Annotated in this window: 17 protein-coding genes; 4 read left to right on the top strand and 13 right to left on the bottom strand. The window is 72.4% G+C overall.

The genetic code is table 11. From position 1 onward, the window contains the following. Positions 1-76 precede the first annotated feature (76 nt). Positions 77-1,615: a S1 family serine peptidase gene (locus MFF58_RS06850; protein ID WP_238286295.1), complete on the top strand. Its 1,539-nt coding sequence runs from the start codon at positions 77-79 to the stop codon at positions 1,613-1,615. Between the two features lie 320 nt (positions 1,616-1,935). On the opposite strand, the gene MFF58_RS06845 is transcribed toward MFF58_RS06850, so the two are convergent. From MFF58_RS06845 to MFF58_RS06810, 8 genes are all read right to left on the bottom strand, one after another. Beyond that, positions 1,936-2,091, bottom strand: a complete 156-nt coding sequence (locus MFF58_RS06845; RefSeq protein WP_091716874.1) for a DUF3309 domain-containing protein — start codon at positions 2,089-2,091, stop codon at positions 1,936-1,938. Between the two features lie 122 nt (positions 2,092-2,213). Next, positions 2,214-3,260 (bottom strand): cysteine synthase A, encoded by a 1,047-nt coding sequence (locus tag MFF58_RS06840; protein ID WP_238286224.1) that lies wholly within the window; start codon positions 3,258-3,260, stop codon positions 2,214-2,216. Positions 3,261-3,398: 138 nt separating this feature from the next. Further along, positions 3,399-3,596 carry a hypothetical protein gene (locus MFF58_RS06835; protein ID WP_238286222.1) on the bottom strand — a complete coding sequence of 66 codons (198 nt, stop codon included), beginning with the start codon at positions 3,594-3,596 and terminating at the stop codon, positions 3,399-3,401. A 62-nt stretch (positions 3,597-3,658) separates the two neighbouring features. After that, positions 3,659-4,978, bottom strand: a complete 1,320-nt coding sequence (locus MFF58_RS06830) for an MFS transporter (protein ID WP_238286220.1) — start codon at positions 4,976-4,978, stop codon at positions 3,659-3,661. 315 nt (positions 4,979-5,293) lie between these two features. Beyond that, complete coding sequence (locus MFF58_RS06825) at positions 5,294-5,608, bottom strand: hypothetical protein (RefSeq protein ID WP_238286294.1); 315 nt, start codon at positions 5,606-5,608, stop codon at positions 5,294-5,296. Between the two features lie 230 nt (positions 5,609-5,838). Then, positions 5,839-6,324 (bottom strand): SRPBCC family protein, encoded by a 486-nt coding sequence (locus MFF58_RS06820; RefSeq protein ID WP_238286218.1) that lies wholly within the window; start codon positions 6,322-6,324, stop codon positions 5,839-5,841. 165 nt (positions 6,325-6,489) lie between these two features. Next, on the bottom strand, positions 6,490-7,128 hold the full coding sequence (locus MFF58_RS06815) for a L,D-transpeptidase (protein WP_238286216.1): 639 nt from the start codon (positions 7,126-7,128) through the stop codon (positions 6,490-6,492). A 109-nt stretch (positions 7,129-7,237) separates the two neighbouring features. Then, positions 7,238-8,221 carry an NAD(P)H-dependent flavin oxidoreductase gene (locus tag MFF58_RS06810; protein WP_238286215.1) on the bottom strand — a complete coding sequence of 328 codons (984 nt, stop codon included), beginning with the start codon at positions 8,219-8,221 and terminating at the stop codon, positions 7,238-7,240. A gap of 117 nt (positions 8,222-8,338) precedes the next feature. Between MFF58_RS06810 and MFF58_RS06805 the strand changes: the two genes are divergently transcribed. Continuing rightward, positions 8,339-9,223, top strand: a complete 885-nt coding sequence (locus MFF58_RS06805; RefSeq protein ID WP_238286203.1) for a LysR family transcriptional regulator — start codon at positions 8,339-8,341, stop codon at positions 9,221-9,223. 104 nt (positions 9,224-9,327) lie between these two features. After that, positions 9,328-10,620 (top strand): ArgE/DapE family deacylase, encoded by a 1,293-nt coding sequence (locus MFF58_RS06800; protein WP_238286202.1) that lies wholly within the window; start codon positions 9,328-9,330, stop codon positions 10,618-10,620. Between the two features lie 108 nt (positions 10,621-10,728). On the opposite strand, the gene MFF58_RS06795 is transcribed toward MFF58_RS06800, so the two are convergent. Both MFF58_RS06795 and aptA read right to left on the bottom strand, forming a co-directional pair. Next, on the bottom strand, positions 10,729-11,790 hold the full coding sequence (locus MFF58_RS06795) for an SDR family oxidoreductase (protein ID WP_238286201.1): 1,062 nt from the start codon (positions 11,788-11,790) through the stop codon (positions 10,729-10,731). Between the two features lie 118 nt (positions 11,791-11,908). Then, positions 11,909-13,243, bottom strand: coding sequence for an omega-aminotransferase AptA (gene aptA, locus MFF58_RS06790; RefSeq protein ID WP_238286200.1), 1,335 nt, complete (start codon positions 13,241-13,243; stop codon positions 11,909-11,911). A gap of 167 nt (positions 13,244-13,410) precedes the next feature. On the opposite strand from aptA, the gene MFF58_RS06785 reads away from it, so the two are divergent. Further along, the gene (locus MFF58_RS06785; protein WP_238286199.1) at positions 13,411-13,971 is read left to right on the top strand and encodes a cupin domain-containing protein; all 561 of its coding nucleotides are present in this window, start codon (positions 13,411-13,413) and stop codon (positions 13,969-13,971) included. 111 nt (positions 13,972-14,082) lie between these two features. On the opposite strand, the gene fdhE is transcribed toward MFF58_RS06785, so the two are convergent. The 3 genes from fdhE to fdxH form a co-directional block, all read right to left on the bottom strand. Then, complete coding sequence (gene fdhE, locus MFF58_RS06780; RefSeq protein WP_238286198.1) at positions 14,083-15,078, bottom strand: formate dehydrogenase accessory protein FdhE; 996 nt, start codon at positions 15,076-15,078, stop codon at positions 14,083-14,085. Positions 15,079-15,082: 4 nt separating this feature from the next. Then, positions 15,083-15,805, bottom strand: a complete 723-nt coding sequence (locus MFF58_RS06775) for a formate dehydrogenase subunit gamma (RefSeq protein ID WP_238286197.1) — start codon at positions 15,803-15,805, stop codon at positions 15,083-15,085. Between the two features lie 324 nt (positions 15,806-16,129). Continuing rightward, on the bottom strand, positions 16,130-17,062 hold the full coding sequence (fdxH, locus tag MFF58_RS06770) for a formate dehydrogenase subunit beta (protein WP_238286196.1): 933 nt from the start codon (positions 17,060-17,062) through the stop codon (positions 16,130-16,132). Positions 17,063-17,073 lie beyond the last annotated feature (11 nt).

The following is a 17,073-nucleotide window of genomic DNA, read 5'->3' as shown; positions in this document are numbered from 1 at the left end:
TGGCGAACGACGCGGTTTCGCCTGGCCTGCCGCCGGAGCCTCTGACAGGATCGGCATCGTGCAGGTGGGGGCCGTCATGGATTCGGGTGAGCTGTCGCGGAACGGAGTTCCGGGAGCCCGGCCCCCGCGTCGTCGCGCAGCGGTGTGCCTCCTCGCGATCCTGCTCGCCAGCGGGGTCGTCCACGCCCAGGACGGCCCCGTCCCGCCTCACCCCGCCCCGCCCCGTCCCGTTCCAAACCGCCCCGTCCCACCCCCGGCCGCCCCGCCCCGGGCCGCGCCGAAACCGCCGCCCGCTGCCGGGGCGCCGGCCGATCTCGCCTTCGAGGGCGCGAAGGCGGCCTTCGAGGCCCTGCCCGAGGCGGACCGCAAGGCGGTTCAGGAGGCTCTGGTCTGGACCGGCGACTTCAACGCCGTGGTGTCGGGCACGTTCGGGCGCCGGACCTTCGAGGCGCTCAGCGCCTATCAAGCCCGGTCCGGTCCGGCCGATCCCCTCGATCCGCGCGGACGGGCGGCGCTCCTGGCCGCCGGCGCAGCGGCCCGGACGGCGGCGCGCTTCCGGGTCGCAGTCGATCCGGGCACCGGCGCCGTCATGGGCGTTCCGGAGCGCCTGCTGGCGAAACGCACCGCCCTCCCCGCCGGGACCCGGTGGCAGAGCCAGGACGGGCGCGTCACCCTGGAATCCCGAGCCTTTCCCCCCGAGACCGAAACCCTGGATGCCCTGTTCGAGAAGGCCACCGCGCCGCTTCCCGGCCGCAAGGTCACCTACAAGCTGCGACGGCCCGACATCGTGGTGGTCACCGCCGAGACCGGACCGGGACTGTCCTACATCCGCTACGCGGCCGGGCCGCAGGGCGTGCGCGGCTTCCTGTTCGGCTACGACCGCGCCCTGGCTCCGGAGGTCGACCGGCTCGTGATCGCCGTGGCGAACGCCTTCGAGCCGTTCCCGGATCCCGCCGGCTCAGGGCCGGCCGCGCCGGCTCAACCCCCCGCGCTGCCTCCTCCGGTGAGCCTCGCCGCCGCGGCCCCGGCGGGCGCCGGTCTCACGGTGGCGCCCGGCCGCGTGCTGACGGCCGCCGCCGCGCTGGAGGGTTGCGCCCTGCCGCGAATCGGCGCGGCGCCCGCGCGGCTGCTCGCCACCGATCCGGCCGGACTCGCGCTTCTCGATGCGCCCGGCGCCCCTGCCCCGCTCCGGCCCGCGATCCGCGCGGAGCCCGGTCCGCCCGAGGACGGCGTGATCGCCCTCGCGCCCGGTGCGGACGGGATCCAGGCCGCTCCGGGTGAGGTCCAAGGGACCGACGTGATCGCCGCACTCCAGCCGGGCTCCGCCGGCGCGCCGGTGCTCGACCGGTCGGGTGCCCTCGTCGGGCTCGTCGCCCGCTACCCCACGGCGCCGCGCCGGATCGCCGGGGTGGTGCCGCCAGCGCGCCTGCCGCTGGTGCCGGCGCGGGCCGTGGCGGCGTTCCTCGATGCCCAAGGTGTCGCTGGGCCAAATCTCGCTGGGCCAGGTCTCGCTGGGCCAAATCTCGCCGGGCCAGGTCCCCCCGGGACGGCCCCACGCCGGGCAGACGGACCCGGCGCGGTCGCGCCCGCCGTGGTGGGGATCACCTGCCGCTGAGCGCAGGGGCATCGGCTTGCCCAAGGGGCGCGATGGGATCCCGAAGGCCTCCGCGGCTTCCGCCGCGCGCGGCATCTCGGGAGGGTAGGGCGCGGGTTGCGCCTCCCGTCGGGGCCTCGTGGCGTCGGATCCCGCGGGGGCGGGCCGACACCATCGGCCGGATCCTCGCCCGGTAGGCGGGTCGCCCCGCAGGACCCGCGGTCCTGCAGTGAAACCCGCTCCGGGCCGGTCCCGGACCCGACGCGATCTGGATCGGTTCCGGGCTTTGATCGCCCGCACCCGCCGTCGAAGTCGTGTCGGCCCCGGCGGCGGGCTCGGAGTCAGAGCCGGCCGGTGACCAGCAGCACGATCAGCACGATGAGCAGGATGCCGCCGAGACCGAAGCCGGGGCCGCGATAGGCGCCGCCGCCGAGGAAGCCGCCGCCACCGAAGGCCAGGATGATCAGGATGATGAGGATGATGGTGACGAGGGACATGGTCGGGCTCTCCGGACGGTCGCGCTGGTGCGAGCGTGACCGTTCAAACGCTGCGACAATCCGTTCCGTTCAACGCCAAGCTCCGCTTTTGTGAGGAAACTTCCGCATGACGTCCCGGGGCCTCAGGCGTGCCAGTCCGGCAGCGGGTCCTGCGGTGCGTCGAGCCAGCCCGGGACCGGCAGGCCCCGCTCCGTGAGGAAGGCCGGATTGAACAGCTTCGAGGCGTAGCGCGCCGCCCCGTCGCACAGGATCGTCACCACCGTGTGGCCGGGCCCGAGGTCCCGCGCCAGCCGGATCGCCCCTGCGACGTTGATCCCCGACGAGCCGCCCAGCGACAGCCCCTCCTCCCGCATCAGGCCGAAGACGATGTCGAGGGCCTCGCGGTCGGGGATGCGGTAGGCCAGATCCGGGGTGAAGCCGTCGAGGTTCCGGGTGATGCGACCCTGGCCGATGCCCTCCGTGATGGACGAGCCCTCCGCCTTGAGGGTGCCGTTCGTGTAGTGGGCGTAGAGGGCCGAGCCCTCGGGATCGGAGAGCGCGATCCGCACCTCCGGATTCCGGGCGCGCAGGGCCGCGGCGGTGCCGGCGAGCGTGCCGCCCGTGCCGGCCGCGCAGACGAAGCCGTCGACCCGTCCGCCGGTCTGGTCCCAGATCTCCGGGCCGGTGCCCTCCACGTGCGCCTGCCGATTGGCGACGTTGTCGAACTGGTCCGCGAAGAAGGCGCCGGCCGGCTCCGTGGCGGCGAGCTTCTCCGCGAGACGGCGGGCCACGTGGACGTAGTTGTCGGAGTTGGCGAAGGGCACGGCCGGCACCTCCACCAGCCGGGCGCCGGCGAGGCGCAGGGTCTGCTTCTTCTCCTCGGACTGGGTGACCGGGATGACGATCAGCGTCCGGTAGCCGCGCACGGAGGCCACCAGGGCGAGGCCGATGCCGGTGTTGCCGGCGGTGCCTTCCACGATCGTCCCGCCCGGCCGGATCAGGCCCTTCGCCTCCGCGTCCTGCACGATGGACAGCGCCGCGCGGTCCTTCACCGACAGGCCGGGATTGAGGAACTCGGCCTTGCCGTAGATGGCGCAGCCGGTCTCCTCGGAGGCGCGGCGCAGGCGGATCAGCGGCGTGTGGCCGATGGCGGAGAGGACATCGGAGGCGCTGCGATTCGGTTCGGTCATGGCGGGAAAGTAGGAGAACGCCGCCGCGCTGGCGAGCTACAACGTTCCACCGCGGTGCGGTTGATCCGCAAGCCTATCCCGATTGACGCCGGTCCCGAACGACGTCCGATCTCCCCGCGCGATCCACGGGGTCGCCGGTCAGACCCGCAGGTCGACGCTCTGTCCCTGCCCGGGCGGGGCGGGCGGACCGGCACTCGCGGCCTGGGCCGCGCCGTCCGCCACCAGCCCGGCGACGGCCTTGTCGGCCGCGAGCTGCTGCCGGGCCACGGCGATGCCGATCTGCTGGTTCTGGGACGCCGCCAGCATCTGGACGGCGGTGGTCGCGATGGGATCCATGCCGCCGATCCTAGCGCACCGGCCTGAATCTCCGGTTAGCCGAATCCGCGGCTTTCGATCGATCAATCGTCCAGGAAGCCACGCTGCCGCGCGCGGTAGCCGCCGATCAGCGTCACGCAGACGAAGGACACGCCCGCCAGGACCGTCCCGAACACCGCGATCGGCCACCAATGGCCCTGGAAGCGCTCGGCCAGCACGGTGCCGATGATCGGCGTCAGCCCACCGGCCAGCGCGCCGCAGAACTGGTAGGCGATGGAGATCGCCGTGTAGCGCACCCGGGTCGGGAAGGCGCCCGCCAGGTAGCCGGCGATCACCGCGTAGAAGGTCGCGGTGCCGATCACGTTCAGGGCGAGGCCGAGGACGATGAACGTCACCGACTTTGTCTCGACGAGCCAGAACAGCGGGTACGGGGCGAGCATCGCCCAGACCAGTGTCCCCTGCAGGAACAGCCGCTCGTTGCGGATCGCTTCCGCGATCCGGGCGCCCACCGGGGTCATCACCAGCTGAACCACGGCGCCGATCAGCAGGGCGTCGAGGATCGTCGCCCGCGCGATGCCGAGATACTGCGTGGTGAACGCGATCATGAAGGTGTTGAACAGGTAGACCGAGGCGATCGCGAAGGTGTTGGCGCCCGCCGCCAGCAGCACCGGCTTGAGGCAGGTCGTCAGCACCTCGCGCACGGGGGCGGCGGGCGGTCCGCCCGCCGCGCGGGCCTTCTCGAAGGCCGGCGATTCCGCGACGCCGAGGCGGATCGCCAACCCCACGAAGAGTAGCAGGATGCTCACCAGGAACGGCACCCGCCAGCCCCAGGTCAGGAAGCTCTCCTTGTCGAGGAGCCCCGCGAGCCGGAAGGCCAGCAGCGACAGGATCTGCCCGGCGGGGCTGCCGAGCTGCGCGAAGGAGGCGAAGAAGGTGTTGCGACCGGCCGGCGCGTGCTCGGCGGCCATCAGCACCGCTCCACCCCATTCGCCGCCGACCGCCAGCCCCTGGATCAGCCGCAGAACGACCAGCATCACCGGCGCCCAGATCCCGACGGAGGCATAGGTCGGCAGCAGCCCGATGCACGAGGTGGCGATGCCCATCATCACCAGTGTCGCCACCAGGGCGCGCTTGCGCCCGAACCGGTCGCCGAGATGCCCGAAGATCAGGCCGCCGAGCGGCCGGGCCAGGAAGCCCACCGCGAAGGTGCCGAAGGCCGCGAGCGTCGCGATGTAGGGCGATTCCGCCGTGAAGAAGAGCGGCCCGAACACCAGGGCCGCCGCGGTGCCGTAGATGAAGAAATCGTACCACTCGATCGTGGTGCCCACGAAGGCCGCGAGCGCCGCGCGGGCGGACTGGTTCTGTCGGGGCCCGGCGGCCGGGGCTGCGGTGGTGACGGCCATCGATCCTCGCGTGGAATTATGAATTCAGATGGAGGCCCTGCATGCGCCTTTCGGCCGGGGCACCGCAACGCCTGCCGCGACGGGAATATGCCCGGGAGGGACGCGGCAGCGCGCCGGTCACGGGTGGGCGCCCCCGACCCCCGCCGTCCCCGTGGGGTTCGCGCGCGAGGCGGCCAGCCAGAGGAATGCCTCCCACGAGGCGTCGTCGCCCGCGCCTCGGGATGGGGCGCGGGAGGGGCATCCTCGCAGGGCGGACCGCTTCATTGCGCGACGGCGGCCGATCCCCCGGTCCGGAGCGGGATCGTCGCAGCGCGCTCAGCGGTAGCCGTAGCGGCTCTTGGCGGCGGCCAGGAGGTGCAGGGCCTCGCCCGACTTGCCCGCGGAGCATTCCGCGGCGGCGTGCCCGAGGTCGGCGTCGAAGCGCTCGCCCACCGGCTTGTTGAGGTTTCCGGTGGCCACGTCGCTGGCCACGATCGCCCGGGTGCGGGCGATCTCGGGGCCGCACCCGCTGCCCGTGGGCAGGACCAGGGGGGCCGGGACGATGGGCGAGGGCTCCGCGACCGCGGGGGCGGCGCGCTGCTGGCAGGCGCCGAGTGCCGCCACGGCGGCAAGGGCGAGGCTGAGGCGCATCGGGAGGCGGGACGCGGTCACGGCGGTCTTCCTGTTGGGGCGCGGAGTGCTGCGCCGGCAGGGTTCTGGGCCGAGCTTGGCAGTGCGTCAATCGTCGGCGCGACACGCCCCCTGGGGGCGTCGCGGGACGCGGGAGGAACCGGTCGGGCGAAATCGTTTCGTCATCGCAGGAACTTGGCGCGCGCGGCTGCCATCTGGCTTCAGCCGCGCGCGCCAAATCGTGACGGGGACTACTTGGCCTTGTCGCCGAGCGCCTTCAGGCCGGAATCGTAGATGCCTTGAACCGCGTCGGTCGCGACGGTGTCGGGGGCGCCCTTGGCGTTGAAGGTCCCGGTCCAGGTCACCTTGGATCCGGAGCCCGCCGGGGCGACCGAGAGGGTCGACTTGTAGTCGGAGACCGGCAGCGGGCTCTCCAGGATCGTGTAGGTGTAGCTCATCACCTTGTCGTCCCGGGAGACCTGCTCCTCCTTGATGGTGCCGCCGCCCTTGAGGCTCAGGGTGCGGACCTTCATGCCGTCCTTGTCGGACAGGGCGCATTTCTCGATGGCCGGGTGCCAGTCGCCGATGCCGCAGAACTCGCCGATGGTCTGCCAGACCTTGGCCGGTGGCGCGGCGATGTCGGCCGAGCGCGTCACCTCCAGGGCGTAGCCCGGCACGGTGGCGGCGGCGAGCGCCAGGGCTGCGAAGGGAAGGGACCGGCAGAAAGTAATGGGCATCGTGGGGGTGTCTCCGTCCGTCTCAAGTCGCGGCAGGGGCCGCGCAGGCTCTGAAGGCCGCGGGGGAGCTAGGCCGGGATGGCGCCCGCGGCAATGGGCCGGGCCCACGGAGCGTGACGTCCGCACGCGGACGACGCGGTCGCGGCCCGGCGGCCGTGGTCCGGCCTACCAGCCGTCCATCGCGTCCGCGCCGGCCGGGTAGCCGTATCCGGCGGCCGGCGCGTAGGCGGGTTGGGCGGCGGGCCGGTAATAGGCCGGCAGCGACCGGCGGCCCATCTGGTCGCCATCGGCCAGCAGATCGTCCGCCGCGTAGGGGTTGCGCTGCCGGGCGACGCGGATGCCGCGCTGCCCGCGCTCCGCCACCGGGGCATCGGCACCCTCGATGACGAACCGCGTCCGTCCGATGCCCTGGGCCTTCACGAGGTTGAACAGGGTCGCGGCGTTCCGCACCGACAGCCGCACGCAGCCGTGGGAGGCCGCCCGCCCGAGGCTGCGGACGTGGTTGGTGCCGTGGATCGCGTGGCCCTGGTTGGTGAAGAACATCGCGAACGGCATCGGCGCGTCGTCCCACTCCCGGGAGAAGTGGGTGCGCTCCATCCGGAATGGGCGATAGGAGCCGGACGGGGTGTCGTAGCTCGCGACGCCCGTGGAGACCGGCCAGGAATAGCGGGGCTGGCCGTCCACCGAGACCTCCATCCGCTGGGCGCCCTTGTCGACGCTGACGAGCACGTCCGCCGACGCGCCGCCCGGGACCGCAGCCCAGAAAAGGAGCCCCGACAGGACCGAGACCAGACCGATACGCATGAACGACCCCGACCGAGAAACCGCAACGGTTTGCCACACGCTAAGCCGTTGGCAACAGCGCGGTTCCGGCCGGCCCGGGTCATGCGTAGTCACGCCGGGCGGAGAGCCGTCACGATGCCGCGACCAACCGGGCATTGCGCAGGAGGCAGGCTTCCGCCTCGTCGGCGATCCGCCGCACCAGGGCGCCGGCCTCCGGCAGGTCGTCGATCAGCCCCACGGCCTCGCCGACGGTGACGTTGGCCACATCGTAGTCGCCCGCCGCGTCCGCCTCGGTCACCGCCCGCCCCCGCTCGGCGGCGTGGGCGCGCAGGTCGTCCTCGCGGCCGTGCCAGGTCTCGATGAAGGCGTTGCGCAGGAGCCGTCCGGTGTAGGCGGCCGGCCAGGGCCGCTGCCGGGCGATGTCGTAGACCTGCGTCCGCACCGTGTCGTCGCCCGTGGCCGCGAGCACCCGCTGCTTCGCGGCGGGATGGATCAGCGCCTCCCGGGTCGCCCAGAATCGCGTGCCCATCAGGGCGCCGTCGGCCCCGAGCGTCAGGGCGGCGGCGAGCCCGCGCCCGTCCGCGATGCCGCCGGCCGCCAGCAGCAGGGTCTCGGGCCGTTCCCGGGCGATCAGGTCGGCCACGGCCGGCACGAAGGCCAGGGTGCCCCGCGCGGTGAGCCCGTGGCCGCCGGCCTCCGTGCCCTGCGCCACGACGGCAGTCGCCCCGACCTCCAGGGCCCGCCGGGCCTGGGCGAGGGTGTGCACCTGGCAGATCAGCGCGATGCCGGCGCCGTGGATGCGGTCCGCGAAGGGGGCCGGATCGGCGAAGGACAGCATCAAGGCGGCCGGCGCGCGGGCCAGCGCCGCATCGAGGAGCGAGGGGTCCCGGGCCATCGACCACGTGATGAAGCCGCAGCCCACCCGCTGGTTGCCGGCCGCCGCGAACTCGCGCGTGAGCCGGTCGTGCTCGCCGTAGCCGCCGCCGATCAGCCCCAGGCCGCCGGCCGCGCTCACCGCCGCCGCGAGGGCGCCCCCCGCGGCGGGGTCCATGGGTGCGAGGACGATCGGATGCCGGAGGCCGAACGCCTCGGTCAGTCGTGTCCGCAGGGCCATGGTTTCCTCCTCCGCGCGCGCGCCGCCGTGCCCGCATCGCCCGGCCGTGCCTTAGCGAATGGCTTGACGCGTGAAAAACGATTCCTTCAGAAGGAAGTCATCTGGAAAGCAGATGGCATGAACAGCACCGACCTGATGTTCTTCGCGGCCGTGGCCGAGACCGGCGGCATGGGCCGGGCGGCGGCGCGGCTCAACACGGTCCAGTCGAACGTGACCGGCCGGATCCGCGCCCTGGAGCAGGCGATGCGCGTGCCATTGTTCCATCGCGGCAGCCGCGGAGTCACGCTGACCCGGGCCGGGGAGCGCCTGCTGCCCTACGCGATCCAGGTCGGGCGCTTGCTGGCCGAGGCGCATCACGCGGTCCTGGCCGAGGGCGAGCCCCGCGGGCCGCTGCGGATCGGCGCCATGGAGACGACCGCCGCCCTGCGCCTGCCCGGCCCGCTGGCGGATTTCGCCGGCCGGCATCCGGAGGTCGACATCGAGCTGGAGACCGGCCCGACGGAATGGCTGATCGGCCGGGTCCTCGACCGGTCCCTCGAGGGCGCCTTCGTGGCCGGGCCGGTGGTGCAGGCCGCACTCACCGCGATCCCGGTCCTGACCGAGGACCTTGTCCTGGTGGCCCCACCGTCCGTCTCCGGGCTCGCGGACTTGCTCGACGGGCTGGCCCGTGCCCGGGAGGCCAAGGTGCTGGTCTTCCGCGCCGGCTGCTCGTACCGCAGGCGCCTGGAGGCGTTCCTGGCCGACCGGGGGCTGGTGCACGTGCGCCGCATGGAGTTCGGCACCCTGGACGGCATCCTCGGCTGCGTGGCGGCCGGGATGGGCGTGACCCTCATCCCGCGCGTCGTCGCCGAGCCCGCTCGCCGGGCGGGACGCGTCTCCGTCCACGGGCTGCCCGACAGGGCCGGACGCGCCGAAACCGTCCTGGTCCATCGCGGCGACGGACAGCCGAGCGTCGCCTTCGCGCGGTTCGCCGAGCAGGTCCGGACAGCCTTTCCGGCGTGACCGGGCGTCCCGGTCCGCGGCATGGAATATGCCGTCGACAACCGCCGGTTGACAGTCGCCCGAGGCCGGGCGCTTCCTCCGGCCACAACCGGTTTGGAGTTTCCATGGCCCTCGACCCTGCCCTCGCCGCCGAGATCGAAGCCGCCGTGGCGGAGGGGTTCGCCGATCAGGTCGCCCACACGCAGGCGCTGGTCCGGTTCGCCTCCCTGCGCGGCGAAGAGCACGCCTGCCAGGATTACGTGTTCGAGCAGTTCCGCGCCCGCGGCTACGCCACCGAGCGCTTCGCCATGGACCGCGCCGCCATCGCGGCCCATCCGGGGGGCTCGAAGATCGACGAGGCCCGCCATTCGGATGCGCCGATCGTCGTCTGCCACCACCGGCCGAGCACCGAGACCGGGCGCTCCCTGATCCTGCAGGCCCATGTCGACGTGGTGCCGCCGGGGCCCCTCGACCTCTGGACCCATCCGCCCTTCGATCCGGTGATCGCGGGCGACTGGCTGTACGGCCGGGGCGGCGGCGACATGAAGGCCGGGCACGCCGCCAACCTGTTCGCCCTCGACGCCCTGGCCCGCCTCGGCCTCCAGCCGGCGGCCTCCGTGACGGTCCAGTCCGTGGTCGAGGAGGAATCCACCGGCAACGGCGCCCTGATGACCCATCTGCGCGGATACCGGGCCGATGCCGTGCTGATCCCGGAGCCCGAGGACGAGAAGCTCGTGCGCGCCAATACCGGCGTGCTGTGGTTCACCGTGGAGGTGCGGGGCGTGCCGGTCCACGTCCGCGAGATGGGCGCGGGCGCCAACGCCATCGACGCGACCTACCGGGTGATCGGCGCCCTGCGCGACGTCGAGGCCCGCTGGAACGCCGAGAAGGCCGCGCATCCGCATTTTGAGCGGGAGGACCACCCGATCAACCTGAACATCGGCCGGATCGAGGGCGGCGACTGGGCCTCCTCGGTGCCGGCCTGGTGCCGGATCCACTGCCGGGTCGCGCTCTACCCGGGCGTGAGTGCCGCGCAGGCCGCCGCCGAGATCGAGGCCGCCGTCTCCGGTTTCGCCCGGCGCGATCCGTTCCTGGCCAACAGCCCGCCGCGCGTGGTGTTCAATGGCTTCTTCGCCGAGGGCTACGTACTGGAGGAAGGCTCCGAGGCCGAGGCGGTGCTCGGCCGCGCCCACGAGCGGGCGATCGGGTCACCGCTGCAGAGCTTCATGACGGCGGGCTACCTCGATACCCGGGTGCACGCCCTCTACGACCGGGTGCCGGCCCTCTGCTACGGCCCGACCTCCCAGAACATCCACGGCTTCGACGAGCGCGTGAGCCTCGCCTCGGTCAAGCGCTGCACCACCACGATGGCGCTGTTCGTGGCCGAGTGGTGCGGGACCGAGCGCAAGGCCAAGTGACGGTGGCAGGCGAGGGGCCGGGGCCGGCGCGGGTCCCCTCTCCCCTGCGGGCGCGGAAGCCCGTCGCCGCCGGCGGAGACCGACGCACGATTGCCGGACAGCCTCGGATCAGGGGATGAGCCGGTCCGCGCGGAGCTGGCCGAACAGGTCGTAGAAGGCGTCGTCGGTGGGCTGGTAGGCGGTGAAGCCGAGGCGCCGGCTCTTGCTCATGTCGGTGACGACCTCGATCGGCCGGCCGAGATCGGCATCCGTGTGCCAGGCGGAGGCCAGCTTCTCGAGGTTCGGCTCGGCGAGGCCGTACCGTTGCGCGATCTCGGTCCAAGCCGGCCCGTCCTGGGCCATCCGCGGCTCGAGCGGCCGGTGCGTGCCGTCGAACGGCACCGCCTCGATCCCGAACCAGTCGGCGATCCGGCCCCACATCCAGCTCCAGCGGAAGACGTCGCCGTTCACGACGTTGAACGCCTCGTCGGCGGCCTTCGGCTCCGTCGACGCCCAGAGCAGCTGGCGGGCGAGCAGCCGCGCGTCGGTCATGTCGGTGAGCCCGTTCCACTGCGCGGCCGAGCCCGGGAAGACGAACGGACGCCCCGTCTCCCGGCACAGGGTGGCGTAGCAGGCGAGCGTCGTGCCCATGTTCATGGCGTTGCCGACCGCCTTGCCGATGATCGTGTGGGGGCGATGGACGCTCCAACTGAAGCCGTCGCGCCCGGCGGCCGCGAAGACCGCGTCCTCCTGGGCGTAGTAGAAATTCTCGATGTCGAGCCGACCTTGGTCCTCGCGGAACGGCGTCTGCGGCAGGGTGCCTTTGCCGTAGGCCTCGAACGGCCCGAGATAGTGCTTCAGCCCGGTCACCAGGGCGACGTGGCGGACGCTGCCCTTCGGGCGCAGGGCATCGAGGACGTTCTCGATCATGGCCCGGTTGACGCGGATCATCTCGGCTTCCGTGGGGCGCCGCTGCCAGGTCGCGAGGAACACGTGCGACGGGGCCAGGTCGGCCAGCGCCCGCTCCAGGGAGGCCGGATCCTGCAGGTCGCCGACCACCGGCTCGACGCCCGCCTGGGCCACCGGATGCCGCGCGAGGCCCGCGACCCGCCAGCCCTCCTGGGTGAGCAGCGCCGCGGTGGCGCTGCCGACGATCCCGCTGGCGCCGACGATCAGGGCGGTGTTCGACATGGAAAGCCTCGCTGCAAATCCTCGCCCCCGAGATCCGGCCCGAGGCCGGGTCCGGGGAGATGCGGCGGGCGGGCGCCCGCCGCAAGGGCGCGCGGCGCCGGGCTTGCCTGCGTGGGGCTCAGGCGACCCGGTCGATCGCCGCGCCGAGGACGTCCACGATCTCGCCGATCTGGCCGCGCTCGATGATCAGCGGCGGTGACAGGGCGACGATGTCGCCGGTCACCCGCGTGAGCAGGCCGCGCTCGAAGCAGTCCACGAACACGTCGTAGGCGCGCTTGCCCGGCGCGTCCGGCCGCGGCGCCAGCTCGATGCCGGCGATCAGCCCGATGGTGCGGATGTCGATGACGTTCTTGCGCCCGCGCAGGTCGTGCATCGCTGCCGCCCAGTCGTCGGCGATGTCGGTGACGCGGGTCAGCAGCCCCTCGTCCCGGTAGATGTCCAGCGTCGCGAGGCCGGCCGCGCAGGCGACCGGGTGCCCGGAATAGGTGTAGCCGTGGAACAGCTCGATCCCGTCCGGGCCGTGCATCAGCCCGTCGTGGACCGCGCGGCTCGCGAAGACCGCGCCCATCGGCACCGTGCCGTTGGTCAGGCCCTTGGCGCTGGTCACGAGGTCGGGGACGACGCCGAAAAAGTCGGTCGCGAACGGCGCACCCAGGCGGCCGAAACCGGAAATGACCTCGTCGAAGATCAGCAGGATGCCGTGCCGCGTGCAGATCTCGCGCAGGCGCTCGAGGTAGCCCTTCGGCGGGATCAGCACGCCGGTCGAGCCCGCCACCGGCTCGACGATGCAGGCCGCGATGGTCTCGGCCCCGTGGAGCGCCACCAGCCGCTCCAGGTCCTCGGCGAGCTCCATCCCGTGCTCGGGCTGGCCCTTCACGAAGGCGTTGCGGGCCGGATCGTGGGTGTGGCGCAGGTGGTCGGTGCCGTTGAGCTGCGGGAAGACCCGCCGGTTCGACACGATGCCGCCGACCGAGAGCCCGCCGAAGCCGACGCCGTGATAGCCGCGCTCCCGGCCGATCAGCCGGGTGCGGGTCCCCTGCCCGATCGCCCGCTGGTAGGCGAGCGCGATCTTGAGGGCGGTGTCGACCGATTCCGAGCCGGAATTCGTGAAGAACACCCGGTCGAGGCGCTGGTCCGGGCCGCCCGGCGCGATCTCGGCGAGGCGCTCGGCGAATTCGAAGGCGATGGGGTGGCCCATCTGGAAGGTGGGGGCGAAGTCGAGGGTCGCGAGCTGGCGCTCCACCGCCGCCCCGATCCCCCGGCGCCCGTGCCCGGCATTGACGCACCAGAGGCCCGCCGTGCCGTCGAGGACCGTGCGGCCGTCATCGGCGGTGTAGTGCATGCCCTCCGCCGACACGAGCATGCGCGGCGCCGCCTTGAACTGGCGGTTGGCCGTGAACGGCATCCAGAAGGCGTCCATCGCGGGCGTGTTGCGGAGCGGATGGTCGGTCATGGGGCGGCTCTCCGGGGCGGGCGGCGCGGATCGGGCGACACGATCAGGGGACACCTTCGCGGATCGGGCAACAAGTCCTTTTCTGATCGCCGCCAACCCCTTGCAGGAATGGGGCCGCGGGTGGCACCGTTGCGGGATCCGCAACAGCTGAAACGGGTCCGGTCCGGATGAGCATCGATGTCGGGGCGCGCCTGCGCTTCGTGCGCGCCCGCCACGGCCTGTCCCAGCGGACGCTCGCCAAGCGCGCCGGCGTGACCAACTCGGCGATCTCGCTGATCGAGGGCAACCGGGTGAACCCGTCGGTGGGGGCGCTCAAGCGGATCCTCGACGGGGTGCCGATCGGCATGGCCGAGTTCTTCGCCCTGGAGCCCGAGCCGGAGCGCAAGGCGTTCTTCGCCGCCGAGGACCTGACCGAGATCGGCCGGCGGGCCGCCAAGGGGGCGATCTCGTACCGTCAGGTCGGCGACAGCCTGTTCGGGCGCAAGCTCCAGATCCTCAAGGAGCGCTACGAGCCCGGCGCCGATACCGGCCGGGTGCCGCTCTCGCACGAGGGCGAGGAGGGCGGCATCGTGCTCTCCGGCCGCCTGGAGGTCACCGTGGATGCGGAGCGCCGGATCCTGGGCCCCGGCGACGCCTACAGCTTCGACAGCCGTCGCCCGCACCGCTTCCGCTGCGTCGGCCCCAACCCCTGCGAGGTGGTGAGCGCCTGCACGCCGCCGAGCTTCTGAGGGGCGCAGGCCGGCCGATCCCGCGGGGGCATGCCGCCCGCCCCGCCGGGATCGGGACGCGGGCCGAATGCGTGGCCGCCCGGCGCCGCGGCCGGGCGGACCGCGGTGGCGCTAGATCACGAACAGCAGGTTCAGCCCGGCCCGCCGGAAGCCTTCCTCGGCGATCTTCAGATCGAGCCCGTAGGTGGCGATGTCGTCCGCCACGGGGTCGAGGCCCGGAGCCCGGTGCTGGTGCAGGTGCTTGATGTAGCTGTGGCAGGTCGTGCAGGTCTCCACTTGGACGTCCTTCGAGATCTCGTCGAGGCCGTAGTAGCTGATGCCTTCGCCGGAGCCGCAGGCGGTGCAGCGGATGCGGACGTGGTTCCAGTACGTGCCGCAGAGCGAGCAGCTGAGATACCGGGCCTTGTCGGCCGGGGTCCACGCCACCACGACGCTCGCCACCGGCGCGCCGCCGCAGCACGGGCAGACGCCGTCCGCCACCGGCTTCAGGACCTTCGTGTCCAGGCGCGCGGCCTGCTCGGCGAGGCGGATCTGCAGGGCCGCCGACACGAACACGCATTCGGCGATCCGGTCGACCGGCAGCGCGCCCTCGAAGACCTGGAGGGCGAGGTCGCGGCGATCCTCCTGGGACGCCGCCCGCAGGCTCGCGCGCGCCGCGGCCGAGGCCTCGGGCGCCGTGGCGAGGTCGAGGGCATCGAGGAGCGCCAGCAGGCAGGCGTCGAAGCCCCGGTCCGCCTCCAGGCTGTGCCGCGACAGGGGCGGCATGCCGTGCTCGCTGCGAAGCGCCAGATCGGCGGCGTCCGGGAGCGCGGCGGGCTGACCCGTCGCCCGGGTCGCCGCCTGCACCTGGGCCTGGGCGCGGGCGACTTCGGCGACGAAGCGCAGGTAGGCCTCCAGCGGATGCCCGGGCGCGGCCTCCGACAGGCGCGCGGCCCGGTCGGCGAACAGCGTTGTCGGGTCGGGCAGGCGCACGAACGGCACCGAGCCCGAGATGCCGATCTTGTCGGGATCCGGCTTCAGCTCGTTAAAATCCCGACGGCGGGGCTTGGGCTCGGCCTGAGGGGCCGGCGTGCCCTGCGCGGGCCTGCGCTTGAAGAAACCAGCCACGTCCTCAGGATCCGCGCTTGTCCACAGAGCCATGGCGGGCCTTGCCGCCGGCGATCTGCCGGAACCACTTGCGGTGATGCCGGTAGGCCCAGCCGCCCGTGACCGTGCCGCGCACCATCGCCCGGCCGGTGCCGCGCACCCAGATGCCCGCGTAGATGTGCACCACGATGATGGCGATGGCGATCACGGCGGCCAGCGAGTGGGCGAGCAGCGCCCAGCGCTGGGTCTCGATGGAGGTCAGCCCGCCGAAATAGGTGTTCCAGATCACGAGGCCGGTGACGAACATCACGCCGATCAGCGCGGTCTGGCCCCAGAACACGCCCTTCTGGCCGGCATTGTACTTGCCGAGTTCCGGCAGCCGGTCCTCGCGGTTGGTGACCACGTCGCCGATCTTCATCGACCACTCGAGATCGTCCTTGTTGGGGATGTTGAGCTTCCAGAAGCGCACGAACAGGAAGAAGAAGCTGACGGCGAGCGCCACGCCGAACCACGGGTGGACCGCCCGGGTCGCCTGCCCGCCGCCGAACAGGCCGGTGAGCGAGAACAGGTAGGGCGTGAACATCGCGAGACCCGAGAGGGTCAGCAGGGTGAACAGGATCGCGGTGATCCAGTGGTTCACGCGCTGCACGCCCGTGTAGCGCGGGACGTACAGCACCTCCGGCGCCTCGGATTTGGCGTGGTGGAGGGGGCGGGTATCGCCGTCCCGGATATCGTTCTGGCTCGTCATCGGCCTTCACTCGCCTGACGGGGCCGACGCCGCGGCGCGGATCGGCCTTGAAACTTACGGTAGGGCGGCGTGGCCTCGATGGCTCCACCCTGTCGGTTCCGGATCCGCGCGGCTCTCCCTCGCCCTATGGGAGAGTGAGGCCCCTGCGCCAGCAGGGATCCGGAGGTCTGTCCCGGCCTCAGAAAGCGGCGGAGCGGGCGTGGCGGGCACAGCGTCGCCTGTCCCGTCGCTCCCGCCTCACGCCCCGTCCGGGAGCCACCCTCCCCTGAGGGAGGAGGGCGTACGCGGCGTCGCCCGGGCCGGCCTGCCGGCCCGGGATCCCCCTCAGTGCGGCCGCGCCTCGCCGCCGGACTCGCGGCGCTTGGCCTCGTCGTACTCGACCGCCTCTTCCTCTTCCTCGGGCACGACCTCGTTGGGGCCGGCCGTCACATAGTGAAAGAAGCCCGCCACCGCGGCGAAGCCCATCGCGGCGAGACCGAACACCTTGGCGCCGCCCTTCCAGAAGGCCACCAGCGGCGAGATCTTCGGGTCGTTCGGCAGGCCCGCATAGAGGCTCGGCTGGTCCGCGTGGTGCAGCACGTACATGACGTGCGTGCCGCCGACGCCCGCCGGATCGTAGAGGCCGGCCTTGTCGAAGCCGCGCGACTTCAATTCGTCCACGCGGTCGTGGGCCTGGTCGAGCATGGCCTGCTTGGTGCCGAACATGATCGAGCCGGTCGGGCAGGCCTTGGCGCAGGCCGGAGCCTGCCCCACCGCCACCCGGTCCGAGCACAGGGTGCACTTGTACGCCTTGTGGTCGGTCTGGCTGATGCGCGGGATGTTGAAGGGGCAGCCCTTCACGCAATAGCCGCAGCCGATGCAGTTCTCCTCGATGAAGTCGACGATGCCGTTGGAGTACTGCACGATGGCGCCGGGCGACGGGCAGGCCTTCAGGCAGCCCGGCTCGGTGCAGTGCATGCAGCCGTCCTTGCGGATCAGCCATTCGAGGTTGTTGGTCTCCGGGTTCTCGTACTCGGTGAACCGCATCAGGGTCCACGACTTCGGCGTGAGGTCGTGGGGATTGTCGTAGACACCGCGATTGATGCCGATGTCGTCGCGCAGGTCGTTCCACTCCTCGCAGGCCGACTGGCAGGCCTTGCAGCCGATGCACTTCGACACGTCGATGAGCTTGGCGACCTCCACCTGGCGGCGGATCTCCGGCGGCGTCTCCGTGGAGGCGGAGCGCTGGCGGATGTCGAGGGAGCTGTAGTCGGCCATGTTTCAGCGTC

The sequence above is a fragment of the Methylobacterium longum genome (assembly GCF_022179385.1).
GTDB classification, from domain to species: Bacteria; Pseudomonadota; Alphaproteobacteria; order Rhizobiales; family Beijerinckiaceae; genus Methylobacterium; species Methylobacterium longum.
Note: the sequence above shows the minus strand (reverse complement) of the source record. Positions and strands in the feature narration are given on the sequence as shown.

Excerpts from the sequence above, each read along its gene's own strand:
- aptA (WP_238286200.1), bottom strand. The coding sequence starts at position 13,243 with ATGACCGACCATCCGCTCCGCAACACGCCCGCGATGGACGCCTTCTGG.
- MFF58_RS06840 (WP_238286224.1), bottom strand. The coding sequence starts at position 3,260 with ATGACCGAACCGAATCGCAGCGCCTCCGATGTCCTCTCCGCCATCGGC.
- MFF58_RS06795 (WP_238286201.1), bottom strand. The coding sequence starts at position 11,790 with ATGTCGAACACCGCCCTGATCGTCGGCGCCAGCGGGATCGTCGGCAGC.
- MFF58_RS06785 (WP_238286199.1), top strand. The coding sequence starts at position 13,411 with ATGAGCATCGATGTCGGGGCGCGCCTGCGCTTCGTGCGCGCCCGCCAC.
- MFF58_RS06775 (WP_238286197.1), bottom strand. The coding sequence starts at position 15,805 with ATGACGAGCCAGAACGATATCCGGGACGGCGATACCCGCCCCCTCCAC.
- MFF58_RS06845 (WP_091716874.1), bottom strand. The coding sequence starts at position 2,091 with ATGTCCCTCGTCACCATCATCCTCATCATCCTGATCATCCTGGCCTTC.
- MFF58_RS06850 (WP_238286295.1), top strand. The coding sequence starts at position 77 with ATGGATTCGGGTGAGCTGTCGCGGAACGGAGTTCCGGGAGCCCGGCCC.
- MFF58_RS06830 (WP_238286220.1), bottom strand. The coding sequence starts at position 4,978 with ATGGCCGTCACCACCGCAGCCCCGGCCGCCGGGCCCCGACAGAACCAG.
- MFF58_RS06820 (WP_238286218.1), bottom strand. The coding sequence starts at position 6,324 with ATGCCCATTACTTTCTGCCGGTCCCTTCCCTTCGCAGCCCTGGCGCTC.
- MFF58_RS06810 (WP_238286215.1), bottom strand. The coding sequence starts at position 8,221 with ATGGCCCTGCGGACACGACTGACCGAGGCGTTCGGCCTCCGGCATCCG.
- MFF58_RS06800 (WP_238286202.1), top strand. The coding sequence starts at position 9,328 with ATGGCCCTCGACCCTGCCCTCGCCGCCGAGATCGAAGCCGCCGTGGCG.
- MFF58_RS06815 (WP_238286216.1), bottom strand. The coding sequence starts at position 7,128 with ATGCGTATCGGTCTGGTCTCGGTCCTGTCGGGGCTCCTTTTCTGGGCT.
- fdxH (WP_238286196.1), bottom strand. The coding sequence starts at position 17,062 with ATGGCCGACTACAGCTCCCTCGACATCCGCCAGCGCTCCGCCTCCACG.
- MFF58_RS06805 (WP_238286203.1), top strand. The coding sequence starts at position 8,339 with ATGAACAGCACCGACCTGATGTTCTTCGCGGCCGTGGCCGAGACCGGC.
- MFF58_RS06835 (WP_238286222.1), bottom strand. The coding sequence starts at position 3,596 with ATGGATCCCATCGCGACCACCGCCGTCCAGATGCTGGCGGCGTCCCAG.
- MFF58_RS06825 (WP_238286294.1), bottom strand. The coding sequence starts at position 5,608 with ATGCGCCTCAGCCTCGCCCTTGCCGCCGTGGCGGCACTCGGCGCCTGC.